General features: G+C 60.4%; 13 protein-coding genes. 1 reads left to right on the forward strand and 12 read right to left on the reverse strand.

Annotation, left to right across the window (positions count from 1 at the left end):
* Nucleotide 1 precedes the first annotated feature (1 nt).
* The gene (locus ACILSE_RS16705; RefSeq protein ID WP_395718559.1) at nucleotides 2-1,222 is read right to left on the reverse strand and encodes a substrate-binding domain-containing protein; all 1,221 of its coding nucleotides are present in this window, start codon (nucleotides 1,220-1,222) and stop codon (nucleotides 2-4) included.
* A 176-nt stretch (nucleotides 1,223-1,398) separates the two neighbouring features.
* Here ACILSE_RS16705 and ACILSE_RS16710 point away from each other — a divergent pair, with 176 nt between their 5' ends.
* Complete coding sequence (locus ACILSE_RS16710; protein ID WP_395718560.1) at nucleotides 1,399-3,279, forward strand: T9SS C-terminal target domain-containing protein; 1,881 nt, start codon at nucleotides 1,399-1,401, stop codon at nucleotides 3,277-3,279.
* Between the two features lie 5 nt (nucleotides 3,280-3,284).
* Here ACILSE_RS16710 and ACILSE_RS16715 read toward each other — a convergent pair whose 3' ends face one another.
* The 11 genes from ACILSE_RS16715 to ACILSE_RS16765 form a co-directional block, all read right to left on the reverse strand.
* Nucleotides 3,285-5,147, reverse strand: a complete 1,863-nt coding sequence (locus ACILSE_RS16715; RefSeq protein WP_395718561.1) for an alpha/beta hydrolase family protein — start codon at nucleotides 5,145-5,147, stop codon at nucleotides 3,285-3,287.
* A 12-nt stretch (nucleotides 5,148-5,159) separates the two neighbouring features.
* On the reverse strand, nucleotides 5,160-6,452 hold the full coding sequence (locus ACILSE_RS16720; RefSeq protein WP_395718562.1) for a DUF1552 domain-containing protein: 1,293 nt from the start codon (nucleotides 6,450-6,452) through the stop codon (nucleotides 5,160-5,162).
* 90 nt (nucleotides 6,453-6,542) lie between these two features.
* Nucleotides 6,543-9,053, reverse strand: coding sequence for a DUF1592 domain-containing protein (locus tag ACILSE_RS16725; protein ID WP_395718563.1), 2,511 nt, complete (start codon nucleotides 9,051-9,053; stop codon nucleotides 6,543-6,545).
* Entirely contained in the window at nucleotides 9,050-10,021 is a 972-nt protein-coding gene (locus ACILSE_RS16730; protein WP_395718564.1) for an alpha/beta hydrolase fold domain-containing protein, read from the reverse strand. The genes ACILSE_RS16725 and ACILSE_RS16730 overlap by 4 nt, the downstream gene beginning before the upstream one ends.
* A gap of 71 nt (nucleotides 10,022-10,092) precedes the next feature.
* Nucleotides 10,093-10,800 (reverse strand): SGNH/GDSL hydrolase family protein, encoded by a 708-nt coding sequence (locus ACILSE_RS16735; protein ID WP_395718565.1) that lies wholly within the window; start codon nucleotides 10,798-10,800, stop codon nucleotides 10,093-10,095.
* Nucleotides 10,801-11,091: 291 nt separating this feature from the next.
* Nucleotides 11,092-13,311 (reverse strand): hypothetical protein, encoded by a 2,220-nt coding sequence (locus ACILSE_RS16740; protein WP_395718566.1) that lies wholly within the window; start codon nucleotides 13,309-13,311, stop codon nucleotides 11,092-11,094.
* A 16-nt stretch (nucleotides 13,312-13,327) separates the two neighbouring features.
* Nucleotides 13,328-14,569, reverse strand: a complete 1,242-nt coding sequence (locus ACILSE_RS16745) for a DUF1552 domain-containing protein (protein ID WP_395718567.1) — start codon at nucleotides 14,567-14,569, stop codon at nucleotides 13,328-13,330.
* 58 nt (nucleotides 14,570-14,627) lie between these two features.
* Nucleotides 14,628-15,458 carry a GxxExxY protein gene (locus ACILSE_RS16750; protein WP_395718568.1) on the reverse strand — a complete coding sequence of 277 codons (831 nt, stop codon included), beginning with the start codon at nucleotides 15,456-15,458 and terminating at the stop codon, nucleotides 14,628-14,630.
* Nucleotides 15,459-15,509: 51 nt separating this feature from the next.
* Nucleotides 15,510-18,107, reverse strand: a complete 2,598-nt coding sequence (locus ACILSE_RS16755; RefSeq protein WP_395718569.1) for a DUF1592 domain-containing protein — start codon at nucleotides 18,105-18,107, stop codon at nucleotides 15,510-15,512.
* Between the two features lie 89 nt (nucleotides 18,108-18,196).
* A complete protein-coding gene (locus ACILSE_RS16760; protein ID WP_395718570.1) occupies nucleotides 18,197-19,024 on the reverse strand; it encodes a GDSL-type esterase/lipase family protein in 828 nt (275 codons plus the stop codon).
* 116 nt (nucleotides 19,025-19,140) lie between these two features.
* A complete protein-coding gene (locus tag ACILSE_RS16765) occupies nucleotides 19,141-23,871 on the reverse strand; it encodes a DUF1592 domain-containing protein (RefSeq protein WP_395718571.1) in 4,731 nt (1,576 codons plus the stop codon).
* Nucleotides 23,872-23,881 lie beyond the last annotated feature (10 nt).

The following is a 23,881-nucleotide window of genomic DNA, read 5'->3' on the forward strand; positions in this document are numbered from 1 at the left end:
ATCACTCCGCCCGCGCTTGATTCCGAAACTGCGCGGGCGTCTGCTTGGTTTGCCCTTTGAAGACCACGCCCATGTATTCCTGATGGCGGAAGCCGCAGCGCTCGGCGATTTCGGCGAGGGAGAGATGGGTGTCGAGGAGGAGGCGCTGGGCGGCGGTGACGCGTTGGGTGATGAGTTCCTCATTGATGGTGCGGCCGAGGGCGGCACGGAAGCGGCGTTGCAGCACGCTGCGCGAGGCTCCGACGAGGGTGGCGATCTCATCCAGTCGGATGGCATCGCAGACGCGCTCGCGGATGATGTGCAGGGCTTTGGCAACGAGTTCGTCCTGCACAGCGAGGGTGTCGGTGGACTGGCGCGTGACGGTTTCATTCGGCGGTGTGAGAGTGCGCGCGGGCACTCGCTTTTTGCCGCGCATCATTTGGTCGAGCAATCGCGCGGCTTCGTAGCCGACGAGGGCGTGATTTGGCCAGATGCTGGTGAGCGGCGGATGGCAGAGGTTGCAAAGCGGTTGATCGTTATCCACGCCGATGACGGCGACCTCATCAGGCACGCGGACGCCTGCGCGACGGCAGGCTTCGAGCACGTGACTAGCGCGGTGGTCACTGCACACCATGAGTCCTGCGGGCTTTGGCAAGCCGTCAATCCACAAGGCAAGTTTCTGCTGATGCACTTCCCACGAATCATCATGCACCTGACGTGGGCTGACGCGGCGCACGCTGGTCTCGCAGCCATGCCGTTTCGCTTGCCGGACAAAGGCGCGCTCACGAGCAGCGGACCAGTTTCGCTCTTCGAGTCCGAAGAAGGCGAAGTGTTTGAAGCCGCGCACGATGAGATGCTCGGCGGCCATGACGCCGATGGCTTCATCATCAACATGCACCAGAGGAAACCCGGCGTCTGGCACCACGCCGAGCACATCGACCACGGGAAGACGTGTTCGGCGAAGCACAGCCGCCATCGCTGGAGTGAAGACGCGGGCGATGATGCCGTGGCCTTTCCAGTTCTTGAGCCAATGCGGGAGTTCCTGATCGATGCTTCGTGCCTCGTGAAAGAGCAGCCAGGGATCGTGCTCGCGCACGTAGCGGGCGATGCCTGTGAGGATGTCGCGTCCACTGCCGAAGGAAGTCTCGACCACCAAGGCGACCTGCGGCGGCTCAGATTTCGCAACATCGCCGCGCGGGCTCTTTCGTGCGGCTTGTCTCAAAGATGAACGTCGGGCGGGCATGACCCGGGATGCTATGCGGTCTGAGGCCGGATATCTACATAAATAGACCTGATCCCTCTTTGCGGAGCGAGCGGCCGTGTGGCTTGATCGTGGCGTCGCTGCGGAAGCGTGTCCGCATCCGCTCTCGCTCGGCCATGCAGAAACCCCCATCAATTTTTATCCAGATTTCAACCGTCATGAACCTGACCTTCGCTAGACCATTCGGCCTGATCAGCATGATGTCCGCCCTTTGTTGCGCACCAACGCAAGCGGTGCCGCCGCCCAGTTCGTTTGGTGTGTGGGATCGCGGCGACAAGTTTGATCGCAGCGACTTTCCCTTTCTACAGGGTCTGGCATTCACCCAATCCTGGGCAGAAGTGGAAAAGGAGCCGGGCGTGTTTGATTGGAGCAGCCTGGATCAGGCGATGAAGAAGGCGGTCCAGAGCAGCCAGTTCCTCTACCTCTCGCTGAACGTCGGACCCGATGCGCCGAAGTGGATCTACGACAAGGGCGTCCCCGCCGTGAAAGCCGACAGCCAAATTCATGACAGCTGGCCGGTGTATCCTTTCTATGCCTCGCCGGAATACAAAACGTTCTGCCAGCGGTTGATCACAGAGTTTGGGAAGCACATCCGCAGCTGCTCGAAGGAGATGCAAGAGCGCATTGCGTTCATTCAGGTGAAGACCGGCTGCACGGGCGATGAATGCGCCTACAAGGGGAATGTCATCGACAAGCAATACGACCTGCCCATGACGTCTGATGCGTGGCGGGAGTTCCGGCTGTGGGAGTTCGATGTGTATGTGAAGACCTTTCAATCACCTGCCGACCAGCCACAGATCGCGCTGATGTTCAACAATGTGTCGCCGGATGACGACGCGGCCGAGAACAAGGGCTTTGCGAAGGAATGGGAGTGGGTGATGGCGAATGCCAAAGGCGGCCTCGGGATCAAGATCGCAGGCAGCGGACGCGGCCACCACTTGAGCGGTGAGCGCAGCAAGATCGAAACGTGGCAGCATCGTCTCATCGCCGCGCAGGGCACGCCGCTGTTTGCCCGGTCAGAGATGGATCAGACGTGGACGCGTGCATGGTATCAGCTGAACGTGCCGCTCAGCTTCTACTGGGGCGCTCTCACCGGCCTGCAAAGCGGACAAAGCATCTGGGACATCAGCTCCAGCGCCATGGAGGCCTGCAAGGAGCAGGGGTTCGATTACTCCTTCCGTTTCTTCAATCGTTACGCGGGGCAGATCCAACCGCAGACGGCCACCGATGCCTTTTGTGCGCTCCACAAGGGATTGGATGCTGCTGACACGCAAGCCTATCCGGAGGCCAAGTTCGGCGAGGCCAGCAAGCACAACGCAGAGCGCATGCTGAAGATCTGCGCCGCCTATGCCAAGTATGGCGCTGCAGTGGATGACCAGAACGCGCTGCTGCTGAGCCAGGTCCGCCAGCGCGACACGCAGACGGGATTCAACGATGTGGGCTGGGACATCTGGCCCGATAACTACGGACGCTTCCTCGATCAGATCGACGCCGATGCCACGTCCATTCCCCTCTGGCGCGTGGGCGGACCGATCACGAAGACCTCGTCCATTTACTCGCGCTTTGCGCGCGGCTTCGAGCACGCCTCTGGCAAAGACGCGATGCATTTCAAACTGCACGATGGATTCTCCGAAGGCAATGATCCCAAAGCGATGGCGATCACCGTCGTCTGGTATGACGCGACAGCAGGATCGACCTGGAGGCTTGATTACGATGCGGGCAAGTCAGGCATGAAGACCGCACTGAACATCACCGGCAAAGGCGACAAACAATGGCATCATGAGCGAGTGATCATCGAGGACGCGATGCTGCGTCACGGCGGCACAAAGGGCGCGGACTTCTCCCTCGTGAACACCGATGCCAAAGACGACATCTTCAGCCTCATCGAAGTCCACCGCGGCAGACTCGACACGCCTCCGCTGCTGCCTCCCACCGATTTCAAAGTGTCGAACGAACCGCCCAAGCCACCCAAAGCGGACAAGGCGAACAAGCCCGACAAAGCGAAGAATCGGAAGAAGAAGACCGAAGACGACCGCTGATCACTTCACTCCCACTCGACACGCAAGAGTTCCATCGCGGCGCCTTTCCAGAGCGGCACGTCTTTGGCGGGAGCACCGCCCTGTGCGTAGTGCGCGCAGATGCCGAGCTGGTCGATTTGAGCCCAGGATGTGAGCGCGCCGTCGGTTGAAGTGAAGTCTTTGGCTTCGAGCATGATTGTCTGCACGGCTGCATCGCCATGCACTTCGTGTTCGAAGACGAAGGTTTTGCGCTGGCCGCGATAGCTGCGCCATTCGTTCTGCTGGAGCACGATGGCGATGCGATTCGTCTGCGGCATCTTGAGCGTGAGCTTTAGCTTCGCACCGTCGGCACCGCGATACAGCTGGTCGGTGACTTTGCGCGTCCAGAGCTGCTGATGCGTGAGATTGCCGGCGTTGAGAGAATACCAATCGCGTTGGCCGTGGGCGAAGTCCTCGATGAGTTTGGAAGGCTTCGCGGTGAGCTTGGGAGCGGCTTGTGCGACCTCCGCCGCGTTGTGCGTGTGCATCAGCGAGCTGATGCAGACTTCGGTGACCGGTTTGGAGTTGCCTGGCAGTTGCGCCATCGATTCGGGCTTTGGCAGCGTGTAGTAAACGTTCGCGAAAGCGAACAGCGGCGTGTCGAGCGTGTGGATCGGCAGTTGGGCGATATAGCCCTCCGTTTCGTGATGAACCTCGGCACTGCGCCAGAAGCGGGCGCGGGGATCGGGATCGACGCTGTAAAAAATCTCAACGCGGGCCACGGGCAGCGTTTTCACATCCGGCCGCACGCGCAGCATCGGCACGTCGTCGTTCGATTTGAGGCGGAGTTCGCTCTGTGGTGTGTCGGGCAAAGCGGGGCCGCCTTTGAGATAGTGGTCGAACCAAAGCGGCATCGTGATCGCCACCTCCGGCGTGAGGCGGTGGTTCATGTGGGGCACCCAACTGTAGCGCGTCGGCTGTTTTTCGATGAGGGCGTTCGTGCGATACACGTCGTCCATCCAGCCGTGGAAGTCGTTCGTGGCACTGCGATGCAAAACCGGGCAGTGAATGCGCGGCGCATAGCTTTCGAAGCTCAGTGTGCGCTTGAAGACCTCGATGTCGCCCTTGATCTGCTCCTGCTGCGCCTTGCCGCCGAGGTAATCTCGCCCCTGCCAGCGCCAGCCCTGACCGCCAACGGCCGGCACCGCGGCCTTTACGCGATCATCGGTGCCTGCGACATACATCGTGAGATTCCCGCCCATCGAGTAACCATGCACGCCGAGGCGCTGCGCATCGACTTCCGGCTGCTGTTCGAGAAAGGTGAGCCCGCGACGACAGCCAAGCGTAAGGAGATACCAGTTGTTGTTCTTCGGATGCTCGCGGTCCTCAAACACATGCTTCGGACCTGGCAGCATCGACGAGTAACCCGGCACATTGAGCTGCGAGGGATCGACCGCGCCCCAATCGGTGTTCGGATCGCCCGGCTCGGCCTTCTCGCAGGTGTTGAAGGGCGCTTTTCCATTGCCGCTGCCGCCCCAGTTCACCGACAGCGCCGCGTAACCTCGCGCCACGAGCAGCTTCACCTCGCTCACCGAACCTCGCTGACCGCCACCATGAATGTGCATCACTGCGGGGAGTTTTTCCTTCGTCCCTTCGGGAAAGCCATACACCGCCGCCATGCGTGCCGGCTTGCCTTTGAAGCTGCCGATGAAGTAGCGCACATGCCGCAAAATCATGCCGTCCTCCTTCCACTCGCGAATGACCTCCGTTCCGATGGGCTCTTTGCGCGGATCAAAATCCGCCCAAAGCTCCTGCACCGATTGGGGAATGCTTTCAGCGGCGGAAGGAGCCTGCGCGGGGATCAAGGAAGCACAGGCGAGCAGTGAAAAGGTGAAAATGGCGATGCGCATGCTCAGTTCAGTTTAAACGGTGAGAGTTCCCGTGCTTGATCCAAACGATTCGGTCTCGACACCCATGTGCTGGAGCATAGAGACGAAGAGATTGCAGAGCGGTTTGTCGTGATCGCCTTTGAAGGCGTGGTGCTGGCCGTGTTTGAGGCCACCGCCGGCAAGGAGGATGGGGAGGTTGGTATTGTCGTGCTTGTTCGCATCACCCATGTTGCTGCCGAAGAGGACCATCGTGCGGTCGAGCAGTCGGGCGTCGTCTTCGCGCTTCGTGGCGAGGTTTTGGATAAGTTTGCGGAAGAGCACCATCTGCTGGCGGTCGGCGTCTTCGAGCTGTTTCACCTTTGCGGGAGCCTGGCCGTGATGACTGAGGCCGTGGTAGCCTTCGGTGGTACTTTCGTGGTCGTCGATCTTGAAGGCGGGCGTGGCAAAGGCATCGACCATGAGCGTGATGATACGCGTGGAATCGGACTCGAAGGCGAGCTGCGCCATGGCGAGCATGAGATCGAGCTTTTCAAAGATGCGCTTCTTGTCCTGGATGTCGGCGGGCTCGGGGAGCTTCGTGACGGGCTTCGGCTTCAGCTCCCACTCGCGGGCAGTGAGCAGTCGCTCCTCCACCTCGCGCACGGAGGTGAGGTATTGATCGAGACGGGAGCGATCATCGCTGCCGAGGTCGCGACTGAGCTTCTTTGTGTGATCGAGCAGCGTGTCGAGAATGCTGCCGCGTTCGTCGAGCGCGTTGAGTTGTCGTTTCACCGCCGCTGGATCGCCCTGGAGGAACATGCGACGAAACAAGGCCGGCGCACTGTCCTCGGCGGGCAGCAAAACGCCGTCGCGTGTCCAGGAGAGGCTGCGGTTCGCTTTGTCGATGTTCACGCCGAGGTTCAGCGTGGGAAATCGCGTGAGCTGGCCGAGCTTTTCCACGGCGAACTGGTCGAGCGAGATCTGATTGCGAAACCCGCTCTTCGTCGGCCCGCGTGCGGCTGTGAGGAAGCAGTTCTCCGCGCTGTGCCCGCCATTCACATCGGGGTGTGACATGCCGCTGAAGATGCTGAACTCGCCCCGCACATCCGCCAATGGCGCGAGCGTCTGCGTCAGCTCATAATCACGCCCCGCGGTCGTCGGGAAAAACGGCTTCGGCAGGAAGCCGAGGTTGTTCGAGATGATGAGCATCCGGCGGGGTGCTTTCGCTTGCGCCGCACGTCCAAACACGGGCGTCATGCATTCGAGCAAAGGCAATCCAAGCGTGACACCCGCGCTTTGCAGAAAGCGGCGGCGTGAGAGGGACTTGGCAATGTGAGGAGCGTTCATGGAAAAGCAGTTATCCCGCAGATTCAGAGAACCCGCAGATTGGGCTGATCTGATTTTAATCGGTGGGTTTTCTGAATCTGCGGGAAGTCTTCATTTGGACTGCCCTCCGGTGAAAATCTCACTTTCCACCAACGCGAGCATCAGATCCCGCACGCGATAGCCATCCTTCTCGCACGCATCGAGCAGCGACTCGATCTCACGGCGGTCGGAATACCGGACGGGGGTGCCGGTGGCATAGACGGTAAACTGGTGGAGCAGATTCCGCGCGAGCTGGCGTGGGTTGGCGGCGAGGATGGCTTTCAGAGCATGCACATCGTTGAACGTGCGGCCGTCGATGAGTTTGCCACTGGGATCAACGTTCGCGGAGAGCGTGTAGCTGTAGTCGTGGCCCGCACGGTCGATGCCGGTGATGCGCTCGCCTTCTTCAATGCCGCGATAACGCGTGCGCCAACCGCCGAGAATATCAAAACTCTCCAAAGCGAGGCCGACGGGATCAAACTTGGCGTGGCAACTGGCGCAGGATTTTTCCTTCGTGTGCAGCGCCATGAGATCACGGATGGTTTTGGCACCGCGAATGTCCGGCTCGACGGCGGGCACGCTGGGCGGTGGTGGCGGAGGAGGCTGACCGATGAGCCGCTCCATCACCCAGGCACCACGCACGACAGGCGAGGTGTTCGTGCCATTCGCGCTGACTTTCAAAGCCGCGGCCTGCGTGAGCAATCCACCAAACGGACTGCCCTGCGGCACGGCGACTTTTCGCATGGCGGAGCCGCTGAGTGGCGGGAGCTGGTAGTGCTTCGCGAGACGGTCGTTGGCGAAGACGAAATCCGCCTTCACCAGCACGCTGGCGGGCAGGTTGTCGCGAAGCATCGCGGTGAAAAAGGTGCGCGTCTCGCGCTCCATGCTCTCCACGAGATACTCGTCAAAGCGATACTCCGGAAAGAGCCGGATGTCGGGATCATCGCGGCGGATGTGGCGCAGGCTGAGCCAGTAGTCGGTGAAGTTTGTCACGAAGCGCTCAAAGCCACCGCTGGCGATCAGACGCTCCGTTTCCTCGCGCAGCGTCTTGGCATCTCGCAGACGTTTCTGAGCCGCCAGATCGCTCAAACGCGCATCGGGCCGCGAGTTCGTAAGAAAGTGCGAGAGACGTGAGGCGATGGCGAAGGGATCGTCCGCCGATTCCGGCTCGCGGAGGTAGATGAAGTCGCCGGAGGCCAAAAAGGCTTTGTAACCGGCCAGCAGCGCCTCTTTGAACGCCGAGCCCTTCTCCAAGCGCTCGGCGATAAGCGCTTCAAACAAACGCAAATCATCCTCCGACACTGGTTCGCGGGCAGCGAGGCTCACAAAGCGACGCAGCAGGCGTTTTGCATCCTCTTGGGCGTTCTTCGGCGTCACCTCGATGCCGAGATCGTCAAACAGCACGCGATGCGAAGGCGGTGGCCAGCTTGGCGGCGGAAGGGGACCTTCGACTTCGAGCCATTGCACCGCGACACCCGGCTGACCACCCTCCGGGAAAGGCGGGTAGCGATACGTCGGCGCGGAGCCGTTGGGGTTCTGCGCCAGCGGCATCGGCAGGCCGAGCAGGCTGTATTCAAAGGACTCTCCCGCCCGCAGCGTGATCGTCGTCTCATAGACTCGCTGCTCAGGCTGGATGTCGATCACGCCGCCGGAGGCGCGCACTTCATTGATGATGTCCACGCCGGCCGGTTTCCGCGTGCGGAAGGTCATCGGCACCGGTTGCTTCGCGGGCAGCAAGGCGTAGCCCGGCTGCTGCAGCACCGCGCGAGCCGAAAAGCGCACCTTGTAGCGCCCCGCGTGCTTCGCGACGACACCACGCGGCGTGCCGAGGTAGGGCCAGCTCGCCGAGCGAAACAGCGCCATCTCAAGCGACTCATCCTTCGCGGACTCTTTGGCCTTTTTGCCATCCAACTCGATGAACTTGTTGTCCTTGGCGAAGAACATCGCCTCGCGATTTCCAAACGTGCCCGTGCCCGGAAACAAATCCGTGCCCACCACTCGCTTTTTCACCACCGGCGGCGGCGCAGGCTCCGTGGCCATCGCCGCACGCAGCGCGGCCTCCGCAGCATCCAGATAGGCCGTGAGCTGCACGCGCGACATGTCGAGCATGCTGCCCGTTTTGTTAAACCGATGCCCCTCGCGGTCCTCCGGCAAAGTATCGCGAATATCGAGATCGGGCAGTTGCAGCACATCACGCAGATTTTGCTCATACTCGTCGCGATTCAGCCTGCGCAGCGGTCCCCGGCCATTCGCCAGCACCTCCGCACGATCCGCTTCATTCAGCGACACATCCAGCGCCTTCACCAAAGCCGTGCGATCCGCCGCAGACATGTCATCGACCTTCGGCGGCATCTCGCCTTTCTCCACACGATCATGCACCCGCACCCAGCGCTCACGCATGGCTCTATCCCGCAGATCAAAGGTCAGCGCCGTGAGATCGAGCCCGCCCTTTTTTGTCTCCGCATCATGGCACTCGATGCAGCTCTGCTCGATCTGCGACGGCATACCCTGGGCATGAGCCGCCGAGAGCGGCAAAAGACCACAAAACAGGAAGAGCGGAAGGATGCGGCGGCAGAAAATCATCGACTGGGGGATGATGAAACGCGCTCCAAATGCTTTTTCATAAAGGCGGCCGTCTTTATCATGATTTCTTCGAGTGTCGGACTCAGCGGGCCGCCGACCTCGCGCCAGTTGTGGCCGGAGTTTTGGACGATGAAGGTCTCCACAGGCGCTTTCACCGCAGCGGCGCGTTCCTTCATGTAATGCGCATGCTGCACGGGGATGGTCGGATCTTGAGCGCCCTGCATCATGAGCAGCGGCGGGCTGTCGGGACGCAGGTAGTTCACCGGGCTGACCTCGCGATAGGCGGCGATCTTGGTGTTCTCGTCTGCGCCCGCTTTGAGGATGCGGGAGCCGAAACGATCCCGCACGTCGCTGCCGCCGGGCGGAGTGAAGAGGTCGATCTTCTCGAAATCACACGGCCCATACCACGACACACCGGCGATGAGCCGATACTTCGCCTCCGCGAGCGCTGGATCGCCGGGAAACGACTCCGGCGGCGAGAGCAGCAGCATCTGCGCGAGATGGCCGCCCGCCGAGTCGCCCCAGGTGAAGAAGTGCTCCGCATCGAGCGAGAACGACACGGCGTTCTTTGCGAGAAAGCGCAGAGCGTCCTTCGCATCCGTCACGCAATCGCGCACGGTGATTTCTCCCTCCTTCGTGCAAAGCCGGTAGTCCACCGACGCCACGCAAAAGCCCTGTGCATTCAGCGCCTTCACGCCCATGAGTCTCACGCCGCGCTCAATCTTCTTCGTGCCCGCCGCCCAGCCGCCGCCATGCGTGAAGAGCACGAGCGGAAACGTCGCTCCAGCCTTCGGCGCGGTGGGATAATGCAGATCGAGCTTCAACGGACCCTGCTCAGTCGTCTTGTAAACCACATCGAGCTTCGTCGTGGTCGCTGCAGGTGCTTCCGCGTGTAACGCGGCGAACTGAGTCACCCAAAAGGCGGCGATGAGTGAAAGCTTTGAGTGCATCTGAAGTGAGTTTGTCATGAAAGCGCCAGCAAATGTGGTGCAGCCGTCCCGGCTGCTACATCGGAGTCCAGAGGACTCCACCACATTCTCTACTTCGATGCTGGCAACGCCTTCAGCACCTCCTCCACGCACTTGTCACCGAGGATTTGATACGCGGGCCCGTTCCAGTGAAACTTGTCTTTGCCGCCGCGGGCGAGGTCGAGCTTGTCCACGAGCAGGGCGTAGAAGTCGCTCACCGGCACGCTGCATTCGGCCATGACTTTGGCGGCCATGCGGTTGTGGTCGATGATGGTGCCGTTGATGACGGGATCGAGCGTTTTGACATCGCCTTCCAGCATCACCGGCGTGCTGCTGGCCCAGATGAGCTTGGCGTTGGGGAGCTTCGCGCGGATGGCATCGACGTAGCCCTTGGTCAGCGGTTCAAAGGTGCCCGGTTTGATGCGGCCCTCCTGCCAGCCGTGCAGGCCCATGTTGAAATGGATCACGTCATACGGCCCTTTCGCGAGCACGTCGGGCAGGATCTTCGTGTTGAGATGCTCGGACTGGTTGTAGGGGTTCACCCAGGCATCGACGTAGGCCTTGCCGTCGAGCTTCTTGATCGCATGAGCCATGTAACCGCTGAGGATCGAATCACCGATGAGCAGCACGCGTGGACGCTTTGGGTCTTTGATCGTCGCCTGATTGAGCTTCCAGCCTTGGCCATCGGAATGCAGCCGCGGATCGGTCTCGACCGGCGTTTCGGCCGCGAAGGTGTGGAAAGCGAAAGCAGTGGCGAGGAGGAAGGTGAGGCGGTTCATGGGAGGATTTGGAGGTAACGGCGCTCGATGATGACGTCTTCAAAGGCTTTGAGAAGAGCGTTCTCGCGTGGTTGGCGGTGTTGATTTAGGCAGGAACACGGACTGCCGCGTGACTGGATGTTGGAACATGGAGTAACTTTTCGTTGGTAAAAGATGGTGGGTAAAAGATCAGAAAATAGTGGTTCCCCTTCTTTTACCCCCAATCTTTCCCAGCCAAGTTAGGCAGGAGAATGGATACCATCATTCTCTTGCCCCCATTCTTCTGCCTATTTTCAGTCCGAATCGGTCAGATCATTCATCCGCCTTGTCCAAAACGACCTCATGCTCCAGACCAGCAGCCACATTGCACACAATCTGCCAGCGTTGTGTCGCCGCATTCCAGTCGGTCTGCCAATGCGTGACCGGTTGGCCATCCACGAGCACACGATGGCCCTTCGGTGACTTCAAACCGGCGAAAGTCACCGGCAGATGGCCGAGTCCGCCTTTCACGAGGCACTGCGCACGCTGCTCATCATCGACGGTGATGACCAGTGGGTAGCTCTTCGTGATAATACCGCATTTCGCGATGGGTATCAGCGCGTTGCCTTTCGCCTCGCGATGCACGGGACGCCAGGTGTCGGCAGCGTGGGTGAGCATGTCACGCAGCTTGGCATCCGGGCCGTAGTAAGCGGCGGCATCGGCGGGGAAGATGACGAGTTCGAGTTCTGCCTCGACGAAGTCGCCCGGCTGCAACTCGGTGAGGCCAGGCAGCGGCGAAAGCTCGATGGCGGTCTTGTGGTTTCCTTTGCCCCACTCGGTGCAGAAGGTGGACACATGGGGCGCGGCGGGTTTTCCGCCGAGAACGGCACGCCACGAGCGCACGATGAGGCCTCGACTCGCCATCGCGTGGCCTTTTTTCAAGGCCTCACGCTCCACGCCATGCACGGAGATCCATGCACTCTCGCAATCGAGTGGCAGCGCGGTGCGATCATACTCGTCCTTCGCACGTCGCGGCTCCCATTCCTCGCGCAGGCCGGTGACATCGCCGATGGCCACGCGGCGCGCGGGCACGTCGTTGTAGAAATCCGCGCCGAGTTGGAAGAACGCGAGCCTTTGCCAACGCAGCGGCTTCCGCACGTCGTAACGCAGCCGCAGCAAGGTGCGTAGATGATCATTCGCCGCAGGCACGGACACGTCCATGCGTGCCGCGATCTCGCCGCCGCTCGATTCCTCGCTGTAGCTCACATCGGTGAGGCACGGTCCATGTGCTCGATAGTCCGTGCGCGTGCCGATCATCTTTTGATAGCACCCCTGCGCATCCTTCCACATGAGGAAATCGCCGCCACCGCAGTTCTCGGCCCAGCCCCAGCGTTTCGTCTTTGGCTCGACGGGCAAGGTCATCAGAGGACGCACATCGGTGATGAAGCAACGACGCTGCACGCGTCCCGGCTCGAAGCAGATGCTCTCGCCAAAGCTGCCCACCGCCGCCTGATCCCAGAATTGATTGTGTCCCCAGCCGATGAGACAGAGCTGCGCATGAGAGGCCGCGCACACGCCGCCGTAGCGAGCATGCACCATTTGGAAAACCAACTCGCGCCGCGACTTCGCCGGCACTCGCACATACGCGAAACCATGAAACCACGACCCGTCATGCGGCAGGCGACCCTTCTCCGCGCGGATGTGCCAATTCTTTGAAAGCTGCACCGGAATGCCCGTCGGCGTGCCATCGAGTTCGCAAAGCATCGGCGTGAAGCCCGTGATCGGCAGATGCTTCTCCTGCGTGAACATCAACCGCGCCACCGTGGGCTCATCGGTGTCATTGCGCAGCGTCACACGCCAGCGGTCGATGCGATCCAGGTGCTCTTCGGGATAATAAGTGCCACCTGCATTGCTCCACGGCTTTTGAGGCAACGCCAGCCGATGACAACCCAGCGCCTCATCCCGCGTCACCGTCAGTTCCGACTCCACCACGGCCTTCGTATCGCCCGCGAGCACCTCCAGCAACACGCTGCGACTGCCGCTCGCCTTCTTCTCACCATGCCGCAGCTCTATCACCGCCTCGCATTCGCTCTCCAAGCGAAACGCCAGCCGATCCGGCCACACGCTGATCTCCAGTCGCGCCGTGCCGTCGAAGGCCTTGCCCTCCGCATCCGCGAACGTTAGCCCCTCAATCACCACCCGCTGGAAAAAGCGACCACTCTCCACGAAGCGAACTGGCTGCTGCCACTCGTCATCCGACTGCGTGCGCCCGTTGCAAACAAACCTCCGCCCCTCAACGATCACCGCACACTCCCACCCACTGTCCACCAAGCGCACGTGCCGTGTATCGAAGCGCATCGTCTGCTTCCCAAACTCAAAGCTCAGTACCTCCTCCTTCGGTCGCGCCGCATCGCCAAACATCTTTGGCGGCCCTTCCGTCCACCAAAGCGCCGTTCGATCCTCCACGCCTGGCATCCAGTCCGCCGCCGTTGGTTCAGCGGCGAACGTGTGCGTGGTGAGCAAACTCAGAAGGATGCGGGCGAAACGGTTCATTGATAAGGAATCGCTTTTAAATGCGGGAAACTTCACTCAGCGTTCCCGTGCTACTTGCGAATTTGTCCACCTCGATGCCGAGGTTTTGAAGCATGGACACAAAGAGGTTCGCCATCGGTGTGTTGTTTTGCGTGTCGAAGGCGAGGTGCTGGCCGTGCTTGAAGCCGCCACCGGCGAGGATGAGCGGGAGGTTTTGGTTGCTGTGGGAGTTGGCGTTGCCGAGGCAGCTTCCGTAGAGGATTTGGGTGCGGTCGAGCAAACTACCGCCGGTTTCGTTGACGGATTGAAAGGCCTTCAGGAGGTCACCTAAGGCTGTCATCTGGGCTTCTTCGATTTTCTTCAACTCGGCGATCTTGTCGGGTTCGTTGCCGTGGTGGGTGAGGCCGTGGGTTTCGCTCTTCACGCCAGGGACATGCGGCACGACGCTGAAGGTGCTGAGCGAGAGCGTGACGACGCGCGTGCTGTCCGTCTGCAAGGCGAGGCGGATGAGGTCAAACATGAGCTTGGACCTGGCGATGACCTCGTTGGCATCGGCGATGTCCTTGGGCTGCGGGTAGTCCACTTTCGGCTTCGGGCGGTTTTCCCACTCGATGTTGCGCTGGAGGCGGCCTTCGAGTTCGCGCACGCTTTGGAAGTATTGCTCGAGTCGCGCCCGATCCTCCGCGGCGGTGCTTTTTTCGAGTCGCTTGGCTTTGTCGAGGATCAGATCGAGTACGCTGCCACCGGCTTCGATGCGGCGCATGGTCGCGGCTTTTTCCTCGGGCGTTCCGGCGACGAACAAGCGTCGATAAAGCCTCTCGGCGCTGGTTTCGGAGGGCAAAACAACGCCGGAGCGCGAGACCGCGATGGAGTCGGCATAGTGCTCGCCCTTGCGCACCGACACGGCGAGCGAGGGAAAGCGCGTGTCGAGTCCGATCTGCTCCGCGACGAACTGATCCAGCGAGAGGCTGTTGCGGAAGGTTGGCTGCCCTGGATGCGGCGCACCCGTGAGGAAGCACTGACCTGCGTGGTGATTTCCATCGACCCCTGGATGTGACAGGCCGCAGAAAGTGGTGAAGTGCGGACGATGCGCGGCGATGAGGTCGAGATAGGGGCTGGAGGTCTCGCCAGCCTTTGGAAAGAAAAACTGCGGCATCATGCCCAGCGGCACATGAATGGCGAAAAGCCGCGTCGGCGGCAGCTTTTCAGCCGCCCGCCCGGTGGAAGGTAGAGCGAGGCAAGCGCCAGCAGCGCGGAGGAAGTTTCGGCGGGTTGTCATGGTGGGAATCGACAAAAGAATGGGGACAAGAGAATGGATTAAGGATTTCTGTTTCGGGCTATTCTTCTGTCCCCATTCTTTTGTCGATATCTGACTGAATCGTCGTCACCTCCAGCCGGGAATGGTTCAGATTGATCCACTGAATACCTTTCAGCGACGGCGCGTGCTGCAATAGAATCTCCAGGTGCTGTCGATAGCCGGATTGGGGTCGCGTGAATCCTGTGACAACGAAACCATATTCGTCATCGTGATGCGGCACGGGATGAGTGCCAAGCGAAACGCTTCCAGTTATCAGTTCTGTCCGCAGCAAACAATTGGACTCACCTCCGAAGTGATGGATGAGGGCTTCATTGTAGAGCCGATAATCCAAACGAGTTCCCCAGTCGCGGATGAGTTCTTTGAGATGTTCGATCAACTCCGTGCAACGAGGTCCTAATGGTCTCCAGCCTGTCTTTCGCATGGTGGGCTGATGGCGTTCGGGTTCACCTATGGCATTGCGGAGCAGTTTTCCGCGAACTTCGGACTCGCCAAAGTTCAGGAGCTTCACGAGACGGATGTTTTGCAGCATCGCATAGTTGAGCGCTTGGGCGTCATGCTCCCGGAGCAGCGAGGCAACGACCTTCAGCTCGTAGAGCATCTGGTTCACGACAAGATCAAGATAGTAGGTCTTTTCGAAGCTTCCATGACTGACTTTGACCGGGACTTGTGTGTGAACCTCGAACCCTTCTGCACGCAACCTCGCCGCTAGGTCGTTCTCATAGATGCGCTCGTCGAACAGCCGACCAAAATGGTTCTGACTCGCGTAAGCACAACGCATCACTACCTCGTCAATCTCGGCGAAGGCTTTGTCGGAGATGCTTTGGAGTTCAAGTGTGCGGTGAATAGGCATGACAGTAAAGAATCGACAAAAGAATGGGGACAAGAGAATGGAACAAAGAAATCATTCTTCTGTCCCCATTCTCCTGTCGATAAAGACTTCGCTTCGAGCCAAAGCATGGATCAACGACTTGATGCCATACCCGCTGCTCTTCGTGCTTTCGACGATCTGGCGGATCTGGGCTCGGTCGGCATAGCTGACTTCGGCTCCGGTTGCGAAGCGGGAGAGGTGGGCGACGAAGGCGCGGGCGAGTCGGGCGGGATCGCTGGTGAGGAGGGCATTCAGATCATTCGGGCCGCTGAACGAGCGGCCATCGGTGAGGGTGCCGCTAGGGTCCACTTTGGGGCCGAGCTTGTATTGCACGCGCCAGTCGGTTTTGCCTTTTTCGGGTGGCTCATCTCCCTTTCCGTTGGAGCGGTAGCGATCACGCAGGCCTCCAATCGGATCGAAGGCTTCGAGCGCGAATCCAGCAGGGTCGATCTTCGCGTGGCAGGCGGCGCAGTTGGCATCGGCGCGATGTTTCTCAAGCTGCTCGCGCACGGTGGTGGTGCCGCGAGTATCGGGATCGACCGCGGAGACGCCGGGCGGCGGTGGTGGGGCGGGATCGTTCAACACGCGATCCATGACCCATACGCCGCGCTTCACGGGCGAGGTGGTGGTGCCGTTCGCGGTGAGCTTGTGAATGGCCGCATGGCCGAGCAGGCCTCCGCGCAGACTCTCGGGTGGCAGCGACACTTTGCGCGGCTCCACACCATGCACATCTTTGATGCCGTAGTGCTCGGCGAGGCGCTGCGTGAGCATGGCAAAGCCCGGTTTGAGCAGCGCAGTGATGGGGAGATCGTTTTGGATGAGTTCGCGCAAAAAGGCACGCGTCTCGGCGGCCATGCCTTCGTGGAGCAAAAAGCGATACTCGGGGTAAAGCTGCGGATCAGGCGTGGTTTCATCGAGACGGCTAAGTTCGAGCCATTGATTCGTGAAGTCCTCGATGAAGCGCTCGCTTCTTTTGTCCGCGAGCAGGCGATCCACCTCTTTGTGGAGCACGGCTGGGTTTTGGAGGTCTGCGGCGAGCAACTCGGCATCCGGTGGGCCGTTCCAGAGCCAGTAGGAGAGTCGAGAGGCCAGCGAATCCGGCGCGTGAAACAAAAACTCCGGCGAGGTGAGCACCGCGACATACACACGCCGCATGGCATCCTCAAAGCAGTCCTTCGCGGCAAGTCGAGAGCGCAGCAGAGCCACATAGGGCTCGATCTCTTCGGGCTTCACCTCCCGACGAAACGCCTTCGGCAAAAACGTCGTGAGCAGCTTGCGGGCATCCGCTTCCGGCTGCGCGGACTGCACGGTCTCCAGCGTCGGCTTTCGCTCCTGCGGCGTGAGATCGAAATGCATGCTCGGCACATAACCGCCGATGCTGCGCACCTCCTCGCGTTGCGGCGGAATCGCCTCACTGCCTTGCTGCCATGGCTTGATCGGCAGATCGCCAAAGAGCCGCTTGTGACTCTCTGGCGGCCACATGGCGTTGATCGGCCCTTCGATCTCGAACCAGTCAATCGCCACGCCCGGCCCCACATGCTTTTTCGCCCGCCCGGCGACCTGGCCGATGCGCAGACCGTTCCACGGGACCGAAACGGGATCAAAGACGATGCTCTCATGCGCATCGAGCCACTCGGTGATCTCCGCCTCGTTCGATTTCATCGACGGCGCGGTGAAGGCACGCAGCAAGCGCCCGCCTTCCTGTTGCTTGCCCTCCTCATGCGCCCGCAGCACCGCAGCTTGAGGCGCGGCGCAAGGCTCCGGCTTGCCCTCGTTCCAATGAAAACCCCACAGCGAGAGCTTCATGCGATACATCCCCGCGTAGATCGGCGACACATTCATCGCCGCCTCATAACCCGCGAGATTCGGATTGAGTAAACCGACTGCGCTTTGCGATTTCTTCGCGGTTTCGAGCAGCTTGCGCCTTTCCTCCAAGTCCGGCCCCGCATCGCCCACATGGCCTTTTTTGTCCTCAAAGCCGCCACGCACCGGCAGCGCGGGATCAGGCTGCTTGTCCTTCAGCAGCACGAACTGCCCCTGGAGCAGGTTCCCGCCAAACTTGAACAACCCAGCCGGATAGATTCGCTTCTTGAAGACTCGCGGCGGCGCACTGCTCGTGGCGATTGCCGCATCCAGCGCCTTTTCCACCGCCTCCTCATACGCCGCGAGATGCGCGGGCGAGATGTCCAGCGCTCCCGCCATCTTGTCATAGCCCGCCACGCGACCATCCGCCGGCAGCAGCGCCGTGATGTCGAGCCTCGGCAGTGCCAGCAGATCCTGCAGCGTGTTTTGAAACTCCACCCGCGTCATCCGCCGCATCCGAATGCGACCCTGATCGCCCGCCTTCGCCAGCGCCATCAGCTTCGCGTCCATCTCACTTACAAACGCAGCCTTTTCCGCCTCTGCAGGCTGCATTTTCTTCTTCGGCGGCATCTCGCCACGCTCCACCGCATCATGCACTTTGACGAGCAGGTCCAGATGCTGCGCGTCGAAGCTGAGCGCGGTCAAATCGAGGTCGCCCTTCTTCGTCTTCGCATCATGGCAGTCATAACAATGCTGCTTCAAAAACACCGTCGGTGGCGCAGCGAAGAGCGAGGTGGCAAACAGGCAGGCGAGGAGAATCTGACGCATAATACTTGGGGAACGTAGGCAGGAGAATGGTGGCAGAAGAATAACAAACAGATTCATTCTCTTGCCCCCATTCTTCTGCCTAATTCCGGTTACTTCACCACCAGCAGCGGCTTCAATTTGGCGGCATACACCGCATAGCCCGCAGGCGAGAGGTGGATGTTATCCGGGGTGAAAAGGTCCTTCTTGATGGTGCCGTCCGCATTGGTGAAGTCGGGCCATAAATCGAGGACTTTCACGTTCGGATCGCTGTCGAGCTTGAGCGGATCGAGAGCGGCGTTGGTCTTCTTGATGTCTTCGTAGAAGGCGTTTCCGGGTGTGTGGGCTGGCAGGATCTTCGCCACGATGATGGCGGCGGCGGGGAACTTCTCGCGGAGGTTCTTCAGGCACATCTCGATGCCTTTGGCGGCGGCTTCGATGCCGGTCTCGGGGGTGAAGAACATGTTGTTGTTGCCGATCATGAGCACGATGGCCTTCGGCTGAAGTCCCTCGACACCGCCGTGGTCGAGCCGCCAGAGGACGTTCTGCGTTTTGTCGCCGCCGATGCCGATGTTGACGGCTTTGAGGTCGGGAAAGTGCTTCTTCCACGACTCGCCCCACTGGATCGTGATGCTGTCGCCGACGAGCAACACATCGAGCGGGCCTTGATTCGCCTGCACGGTCTTCACATGCGCCTCGTGGAGCTTCAGCCATGAATCGCCGCCGAAATGGCCCGCCGTTGGCACTTGAGGCCAAAGTTGCGGCAGATGCTTGTTCGACTCACGACCGGGGCGACGCTCGTATTCCGGCTTATCGACGACATAGGCCCGTTCTTCCGCCGTGAGCGGCCAGCCGGTCTTTTGAGGCTCGGCGGTGACGTGGGGGTAATCGAGAGCGGCAGCGGTGGAGGCAACGAGGAGGAGGAAGGTGGAACGGATCATCTGGGTTGATACGGAGAGGTGCGCTGACACTCGACAAAGCAATTTAGGCAAGAGAATGGGGGCAAAAGAATAGAAAACAGATTCATTCTCTTGCCCCCATTCTTTTGCCTACATCTCTATTTCTGACCAAACTCCCGGCTGGTGACGAGTGCGAGGATGAGCTCGCGAATCGCAAAATCCTTCGTTTTGGCTTTTCTCACGATGTCTTCGGCGAGAGCGATGTCCGTAAACCCATACGGCCTGCCGAGCGCATACTCGATCAGTGCTTCGGTGAAGCCTTGGGCGAAGTTTTCGCTCTTGGCGGCGATTTGGTCGCGGAGGTCGAAGTAGGTTTGGAAGGTGGGGCCGTGGTGGAATTGGCCGGCGGGGTCGATGGGCCAGTCTTTTTTGGTTTTGGGGTCGTGATCGACGTCGCGCCATTTGCCGGCGGCGTTGAAGTTTTCGAGGCCGAAGCCGATGGGGTCGATCTTGCGATGGCACTGGAGGCACTGCGGCTCTTCTTGATGAGCTAGCAGACGCTCGCGCGGGCTGACAGGCTTGGTGGCGAGTCGGTCGAGCTGCGGCACATTCGGCGGGGCGGGTGGTGGTGGGTTGTGGAGGAGTTTGCGCAGCACCCAGGCTCCGCGCTCGACGGGACTGGTGCGCTCGCCGTTGCTGCCCATGGCGAGGATGGCGGCCATGCCGAGCAGGCCGCCGCGTGGGGAGTTGGCGGGGAGTTTGATCTTTTGAAACACATCGCCGCTGATACCTTCGATGCCGTAGTAGGTGGCGAGCAGGCCGTTGACGTGGATTTCGTCGCTCTTGAGCAGTTTCGTGAGGCTGCCGCTGTTTCGCAGCAGGTGGGCGAAGGTTTCATAGACCTCGCGGCGTGCGGCGGCCTTGGCGCTTTCGTCAAAGTCACGGAACTGCTTGGTGTCGAACTGGAAGAAGTCGAGCCGGTCCATGCCAAGCCATTGATGCACGAAACCGCTGACGAACTCGTCCGCCTTCGGGCTGGTGATGAGGCGGTCCACCTCGCGGGTGAGGATGTCTGGCTTGGTGAGGTCGGCGGCGAGCAAAGCTTCATCGGGTGGAGCGCTCCAGAGGAAGTAGGAGAGGCGGGAAGCGAGTTCAGGTTGGGAAAGTAGCTTGGGCTTTAGCCCAACTTCTGCCTTCTCATTTGGGCTAAAGCCCAAACCACTTTCCTGAAGATACAAAAACCCAGGCGAAGCAAGAATCACGCTCAGTGGCTCTTTGAGAGCTGCTTCGTGCGCATCGCCGGCTTTGCGGCGCACTTCGTAGAGGGCGGTGAGTTTGTCCAAAAAGGCGGCGGAGGGCTTTTTGCCGCGAAAAGCTCGTTCGGCGAAGGTTTGGAGCACGGTGCGGGCATTCGTTTCTCCGGCGGCGATGACGGGTTGGGCCTGTGAACTGGTTTCGGCCTTGTTCAGCGGGCCTTGCCACTCGATCCAGTCGATCCAGAGCACGGGATCGCGTTGTTTGGCTTCGGTGATCTGGCGGGTGCGTCCTGGCAGACTGATGGTTTCTTTTTTCAGCGGACGCTTTTCCATGAGGATGAACTTCCGTGGACCGCCGGGGCGGATTTGGAAGGGCAGCTCGATGATCTCGGGCTGCTCGAGCGTGGCGGTGATCTGCTTGTTCGCGAGGAAGGTGCGGTCGTCTTTGTCGATGGGGCTGGCTTCGACAAAGGAGAGAAAGGCGCGCTCTGTGGGCATGTCGGGCACGCGGCCGATCTTCACGCGCATGATGTAGTCGCCGGTGGCGAGGTCTGCGGGCAGGTCGATGGCGTGCTCGCAGGTTTCCTGGACGGTGTTGTCGAGATAGAGGCCGGTCTTCGAGAGAGGACGGTCGAGGTATTGCTGGAACCAGCGGTTGTTGCTGTCCCACACGACCTTGGCGAACTCGGCGTGCGATTTGTCGGTGAAGTCGAACTCCTTCAGCCGCTTCTCATCGCCACCGGCGGCCTTCCACTTGGCGTATTGCTCGTTGAGGTATTGGAAGCGCAAATGACCGCGCTCGACATCGGCGCGGCGTTTCTCCGGCTCGATGCGCTCGACTTTGGCGATGGGTGCTTGCTTCACCAGCGGGCCTTCCCACTCCACCCAATCGATCCACAACGCAGATGGCGGTCCCACGCCAGTGGCTTTCTGCGCGGTGGTGAAAAGCTCGTGATCGAGCTTCACATCCCGCTTCTCGCGCAGCACAAAGGTGCGCGGACCATCGGCGGCGAGGCTCACCGGCACCTCGATGATCTGCGGTGCGTCGGTGGTGCCGCTGATTTGGAAAGTCTGCATCAAGGTGAAGTCTTCATCGCCCGCCTTGCGACTGCCGAGCGCGACGAAGTGCCGCTCCTTCGGAGTGCCCTTCACCGCACCGATGCGGAAACGCAGCATGTAATCGCCCGGCTCGGCTTTTTCGACCTCGTGCTTCGTTTTGAGCCAGCCGGAGGGCTGATCCGGCGGCAGCGTGATGACCTCTTCTTTGTGGACGTTGTAGATGGTCAAATACGCGCCGATCTTGGTGAGCGGATCGTTCAGGTAACGCTCAAACGTGGGCCCATGCTGCTCAAAGCCACGGATACGAAACTTCGCCTCCTGCTCGTCCGGGATGCCCTTCTGCGGCTGCTTGGTCTCCATGAACTTCTTCGCCGCCTCGTAGCCGCCTTTGAAGTAGCCATTGTAAGTGCCGCCGACCATCGCGTTCGCATGCAACTCGACCTCGCGACGTTGTTTGATGGTCTTGGTCAAAACGGGCGCGTCATTCACCGGCCCTTCCAGCTCGACAAAGTCCACCCAAATGCACGGACGCGGGCCTGTGCCGGTTTTGTCCCAGGCCTCGCGGAACATCGCGTATTCGGCCTCGCGCTTGTTCGGGCGTTTGTCGCGGATGGCGAAGTTGCGGTCGCCGCTGGCATTGATCTCGACAGGAATCTCCAGCGTCTGCGGACTTGCGAGCGTGCCGGTGACTTGATGCGAGCTGAGCACGTTGAAGTCGGCCGCGTCGGCCTTGCCGGTGCCGATCTCGATGAAGCGACGCTCTTTGGGCGACTCATCCGAGGCGGCAAGGCGGATGCGCAGCGTGTATTTGCCCGCAGGCCATTGGTTCGGCGCAGTGATGCCCGTGTAGCGGCCAAGCGAGTAAAGCATGAGCCACGTGCCTGTTTCGCGCTGCGGGAGCTTCGCGTAGTCGGCATAGTATTGATGATGGTAGCTGTATTCGCTGCGGGCGAACTGTGCGTCGTCCACGTCCTTGAAACCAAACTTCGTCGGCGCAGGCGCACCCGCGATCTCAGCGAAGCGATTGTAAAACACATGCGGCGACTGCTTCACCTTCGGGTCATCGCGAAGCTTCTTCACGATGTCCGCGTTCGCCGGTTGCTTCGCCGCCTCATCAATCGCCGCGCACCATTTTTGGAAGCGCGAATACTTCTCCACATAGCCCTCGGCATAGATGGGCATGTATTTGTTCGCCCAATGCTCGGGGTCTTTGCGGAGCTTCTCGACCTTCGTAGCGACAGGTGCGGCCTTTGCACCATTGGCGCTCTCCACCTCGATCCAATCCAGCCACAACGCAAACTCCGGCCCGATGCCGTTGCGCTGTTTCGCTTCGGCAAAGAGGCGGCTGGCAGAGGCATTGGACTCGTGGGAGCCCCGCTCGCGGAACATGAAGAGCCGGGTTTTTGACTCCGTGAGCTTCAGCGGAATCTCCAGCACCTGCGGCTGAGCGGCGGTGCCGGTGATCTCGTGAGTGCTGCTCACGGTGCAGACGCCGCTGGGATCTTGCGGACCGAACTCTACAAACCGCCGCTCACGCGGAAGGCCGTTCATCGCGGCGATGCGGACGCGGATGACGTAATCGCCCGCTGGCCAGTCGGCAGGGAGCTGGAAGATTTGGCGGGAGTTCACATAGGCATCGTCAATGGTGAGGAAGGTGCCGGTCTTCACCAGCGGATGCTGCACATAAGCGCGATGATGCGGCACGAAGTGTTCCCAATCCCGTCGGCCCATCTGCTCGGCATGAATGGCGTCGGTAAAGCCGAAGGTGGTGGGTGATGGGGCGCCCGTGAGCCGTTTCCATTGTTCGTGCAGGTGTCTCGCGTCGTCTTTCTTCTCCGCGCGGATTTGTTCGCTGAGCTTCGCGTTCTCAGGCTTTGCGGCTGCCGCGTCCACGGCTGCTGTCCATTTGAGATAACGGGCGCGTGCATCGTCGCGTTCCTGCAGTCCTCTCACGATCCGTTGATTGCTCGCTTCGGTTTCAATATGGACACTCAGCGGCTTGGCGGGCGCGGCGACGACATAACGTGCGAAGTGCTCATCCAGCGCCTGACGTCCAAGCGCGAGGTATTGCTCAAATTGATCCGAGGACATGAAGAGCGATGATCCCACGGTATCAAAGGTGCCCGCGCCGCCATCGGCAGGCAGCTCGTTCACACGCAAGTCCACGCCGAGCAGATCGCGGATCGTGTTCTTGTATTCGCGACGATTCAGGCGCCGCATCGTGATCTTGCCACCGGAGTCACTGAGGGCTGTGCGAGCCGTGACGAGCGTGCGGGAGAGGTCGTCGAGGAAATCGGTCTTCGCGGCGGGATCCGGCTGCTTTTCGTCCTCCGGCGGCATTTCGCCCGAGTTGATCGAGTTCAGCACCTTTTGCCAAAGATCAGCCTTTTCGACTGAATCGAGCGTGAACTCGATGTCATCGAGCCGGACCTTGCCTTTTTGCTTCTCGGCATTGTGACAATTGAGGCAATTGTCTTTGAGAAAGGCGCGGTGCTTGGTGTCGAGCAAGGCCTGGGGTGGCTCGGCGAGGAGCGTGGAGCTGAAGGTGACGAGAACGAGGACGAGCCGAGTCATGAGATTCAAT

The organism is Prosthecobacter sp. (assembly GCF_044236155.1).
GTDB lineage: Bacteria > Verrucomicrobiota > Verrucomicrobiia > Verrucomicrobiales > Verrucomicrobiaceae > Prosthecobacter.

Bases quoted from the DNA above. Each gene is read 5' to 3' on its own strand.
- ACILSE_RS16755 (WP_395718569.1), bottom strand. From the start codon at position 18,107: ATGCGTCAGATTCTCCTCGCCTGCCTGTTTGCCACCTCGCTCTTCGCT.
- ACILSE_RS16740 (WP_395718566.1), bottom strand. From the start codon at position 13,311: ATGAACCGTTTCGCCCGCATCCTTCTGAGTTTGCTCACCACGCACACG.
- ACILSE_RS16725 (WP_395718563.1), bottom strand. From the start codon at position 9,053: ATGATTTTCTGCCGCCGCATCCTTCCGCTCTTCCTGTTTTGTGGTCTT.
- ACILSE_RS16735 (WP_395718565.1), bottom strand. From the start codon at position 10,800: ATGAACCGCCTCACCTTCCTCCTCGCCACTGCTTTCGCTTTCCACACC.
- ACILSE_RS16710 (WP_395718560.1), top strand. From the start codon at position 1,399: ATGAACCTGACCTTCGCTAGACCATTCGGCCTGATCAGCATGATGTCC.
- ACILSE_RS16760 (WP_395718570.1), bottom strand. From the start codon at position 19,024: ATGATCCGTTCCACCTTCCTCCTCCTCGTTGCCTCCACCGCTGCCGCT.
- ACILSE_RS16745 (WP_395718567.1), bottom strand. From the start codon at position 14,569: ATGACAACCCGCCGAAACTTCCTCCGCGCTGCTGGCGCTTGCCTCGCT.
- ACILSE_RS16715 (WP_395718561.1), bottom strand. From the start codon at position 5,147: ATGCGCATCGCCATTTTCACCTTTTCACTGCTCGCCTGTGCTTCCTTG.
- ACILSE_RS16730 (WP_395718564.1), bottom strand. From the start codon at position 10,021: ATGACAAACTCACTTCAGATGCACTCAAAGCTTTCACTCATCGCCGCC.
- ACILSE_RS16720 (WP_395718562.1), bottom strand. From the start codon at position 6,452: ATGAACGCTCCTCACATTGCCAAGTCCCTCTCACGCCGCCGCTTTCTG.
- ACILSE_RS16765 (WP_395718571.1), bottom strand. From the start codon at position 23,871: ATGACTCGGCTCGTCCTCGTTCTCGTCACCTTCAGCTCCACGCTCCTC.
- ACILSE_RS16750 (WP_395718568.1), bottom strand. From the start codon at position 15,458: ATGCCTATTCACCGCACACTTGAACTCCAAAGCATCTCCGACAAAGCC.
- ACILSE_RS16705 (WP_395718559.1), bottom strand. From the start codon at position 1,222: ATGCCCGCCCGACGTTCATCTTTGAGACAAGCCGCACGAAAGAGCCCG.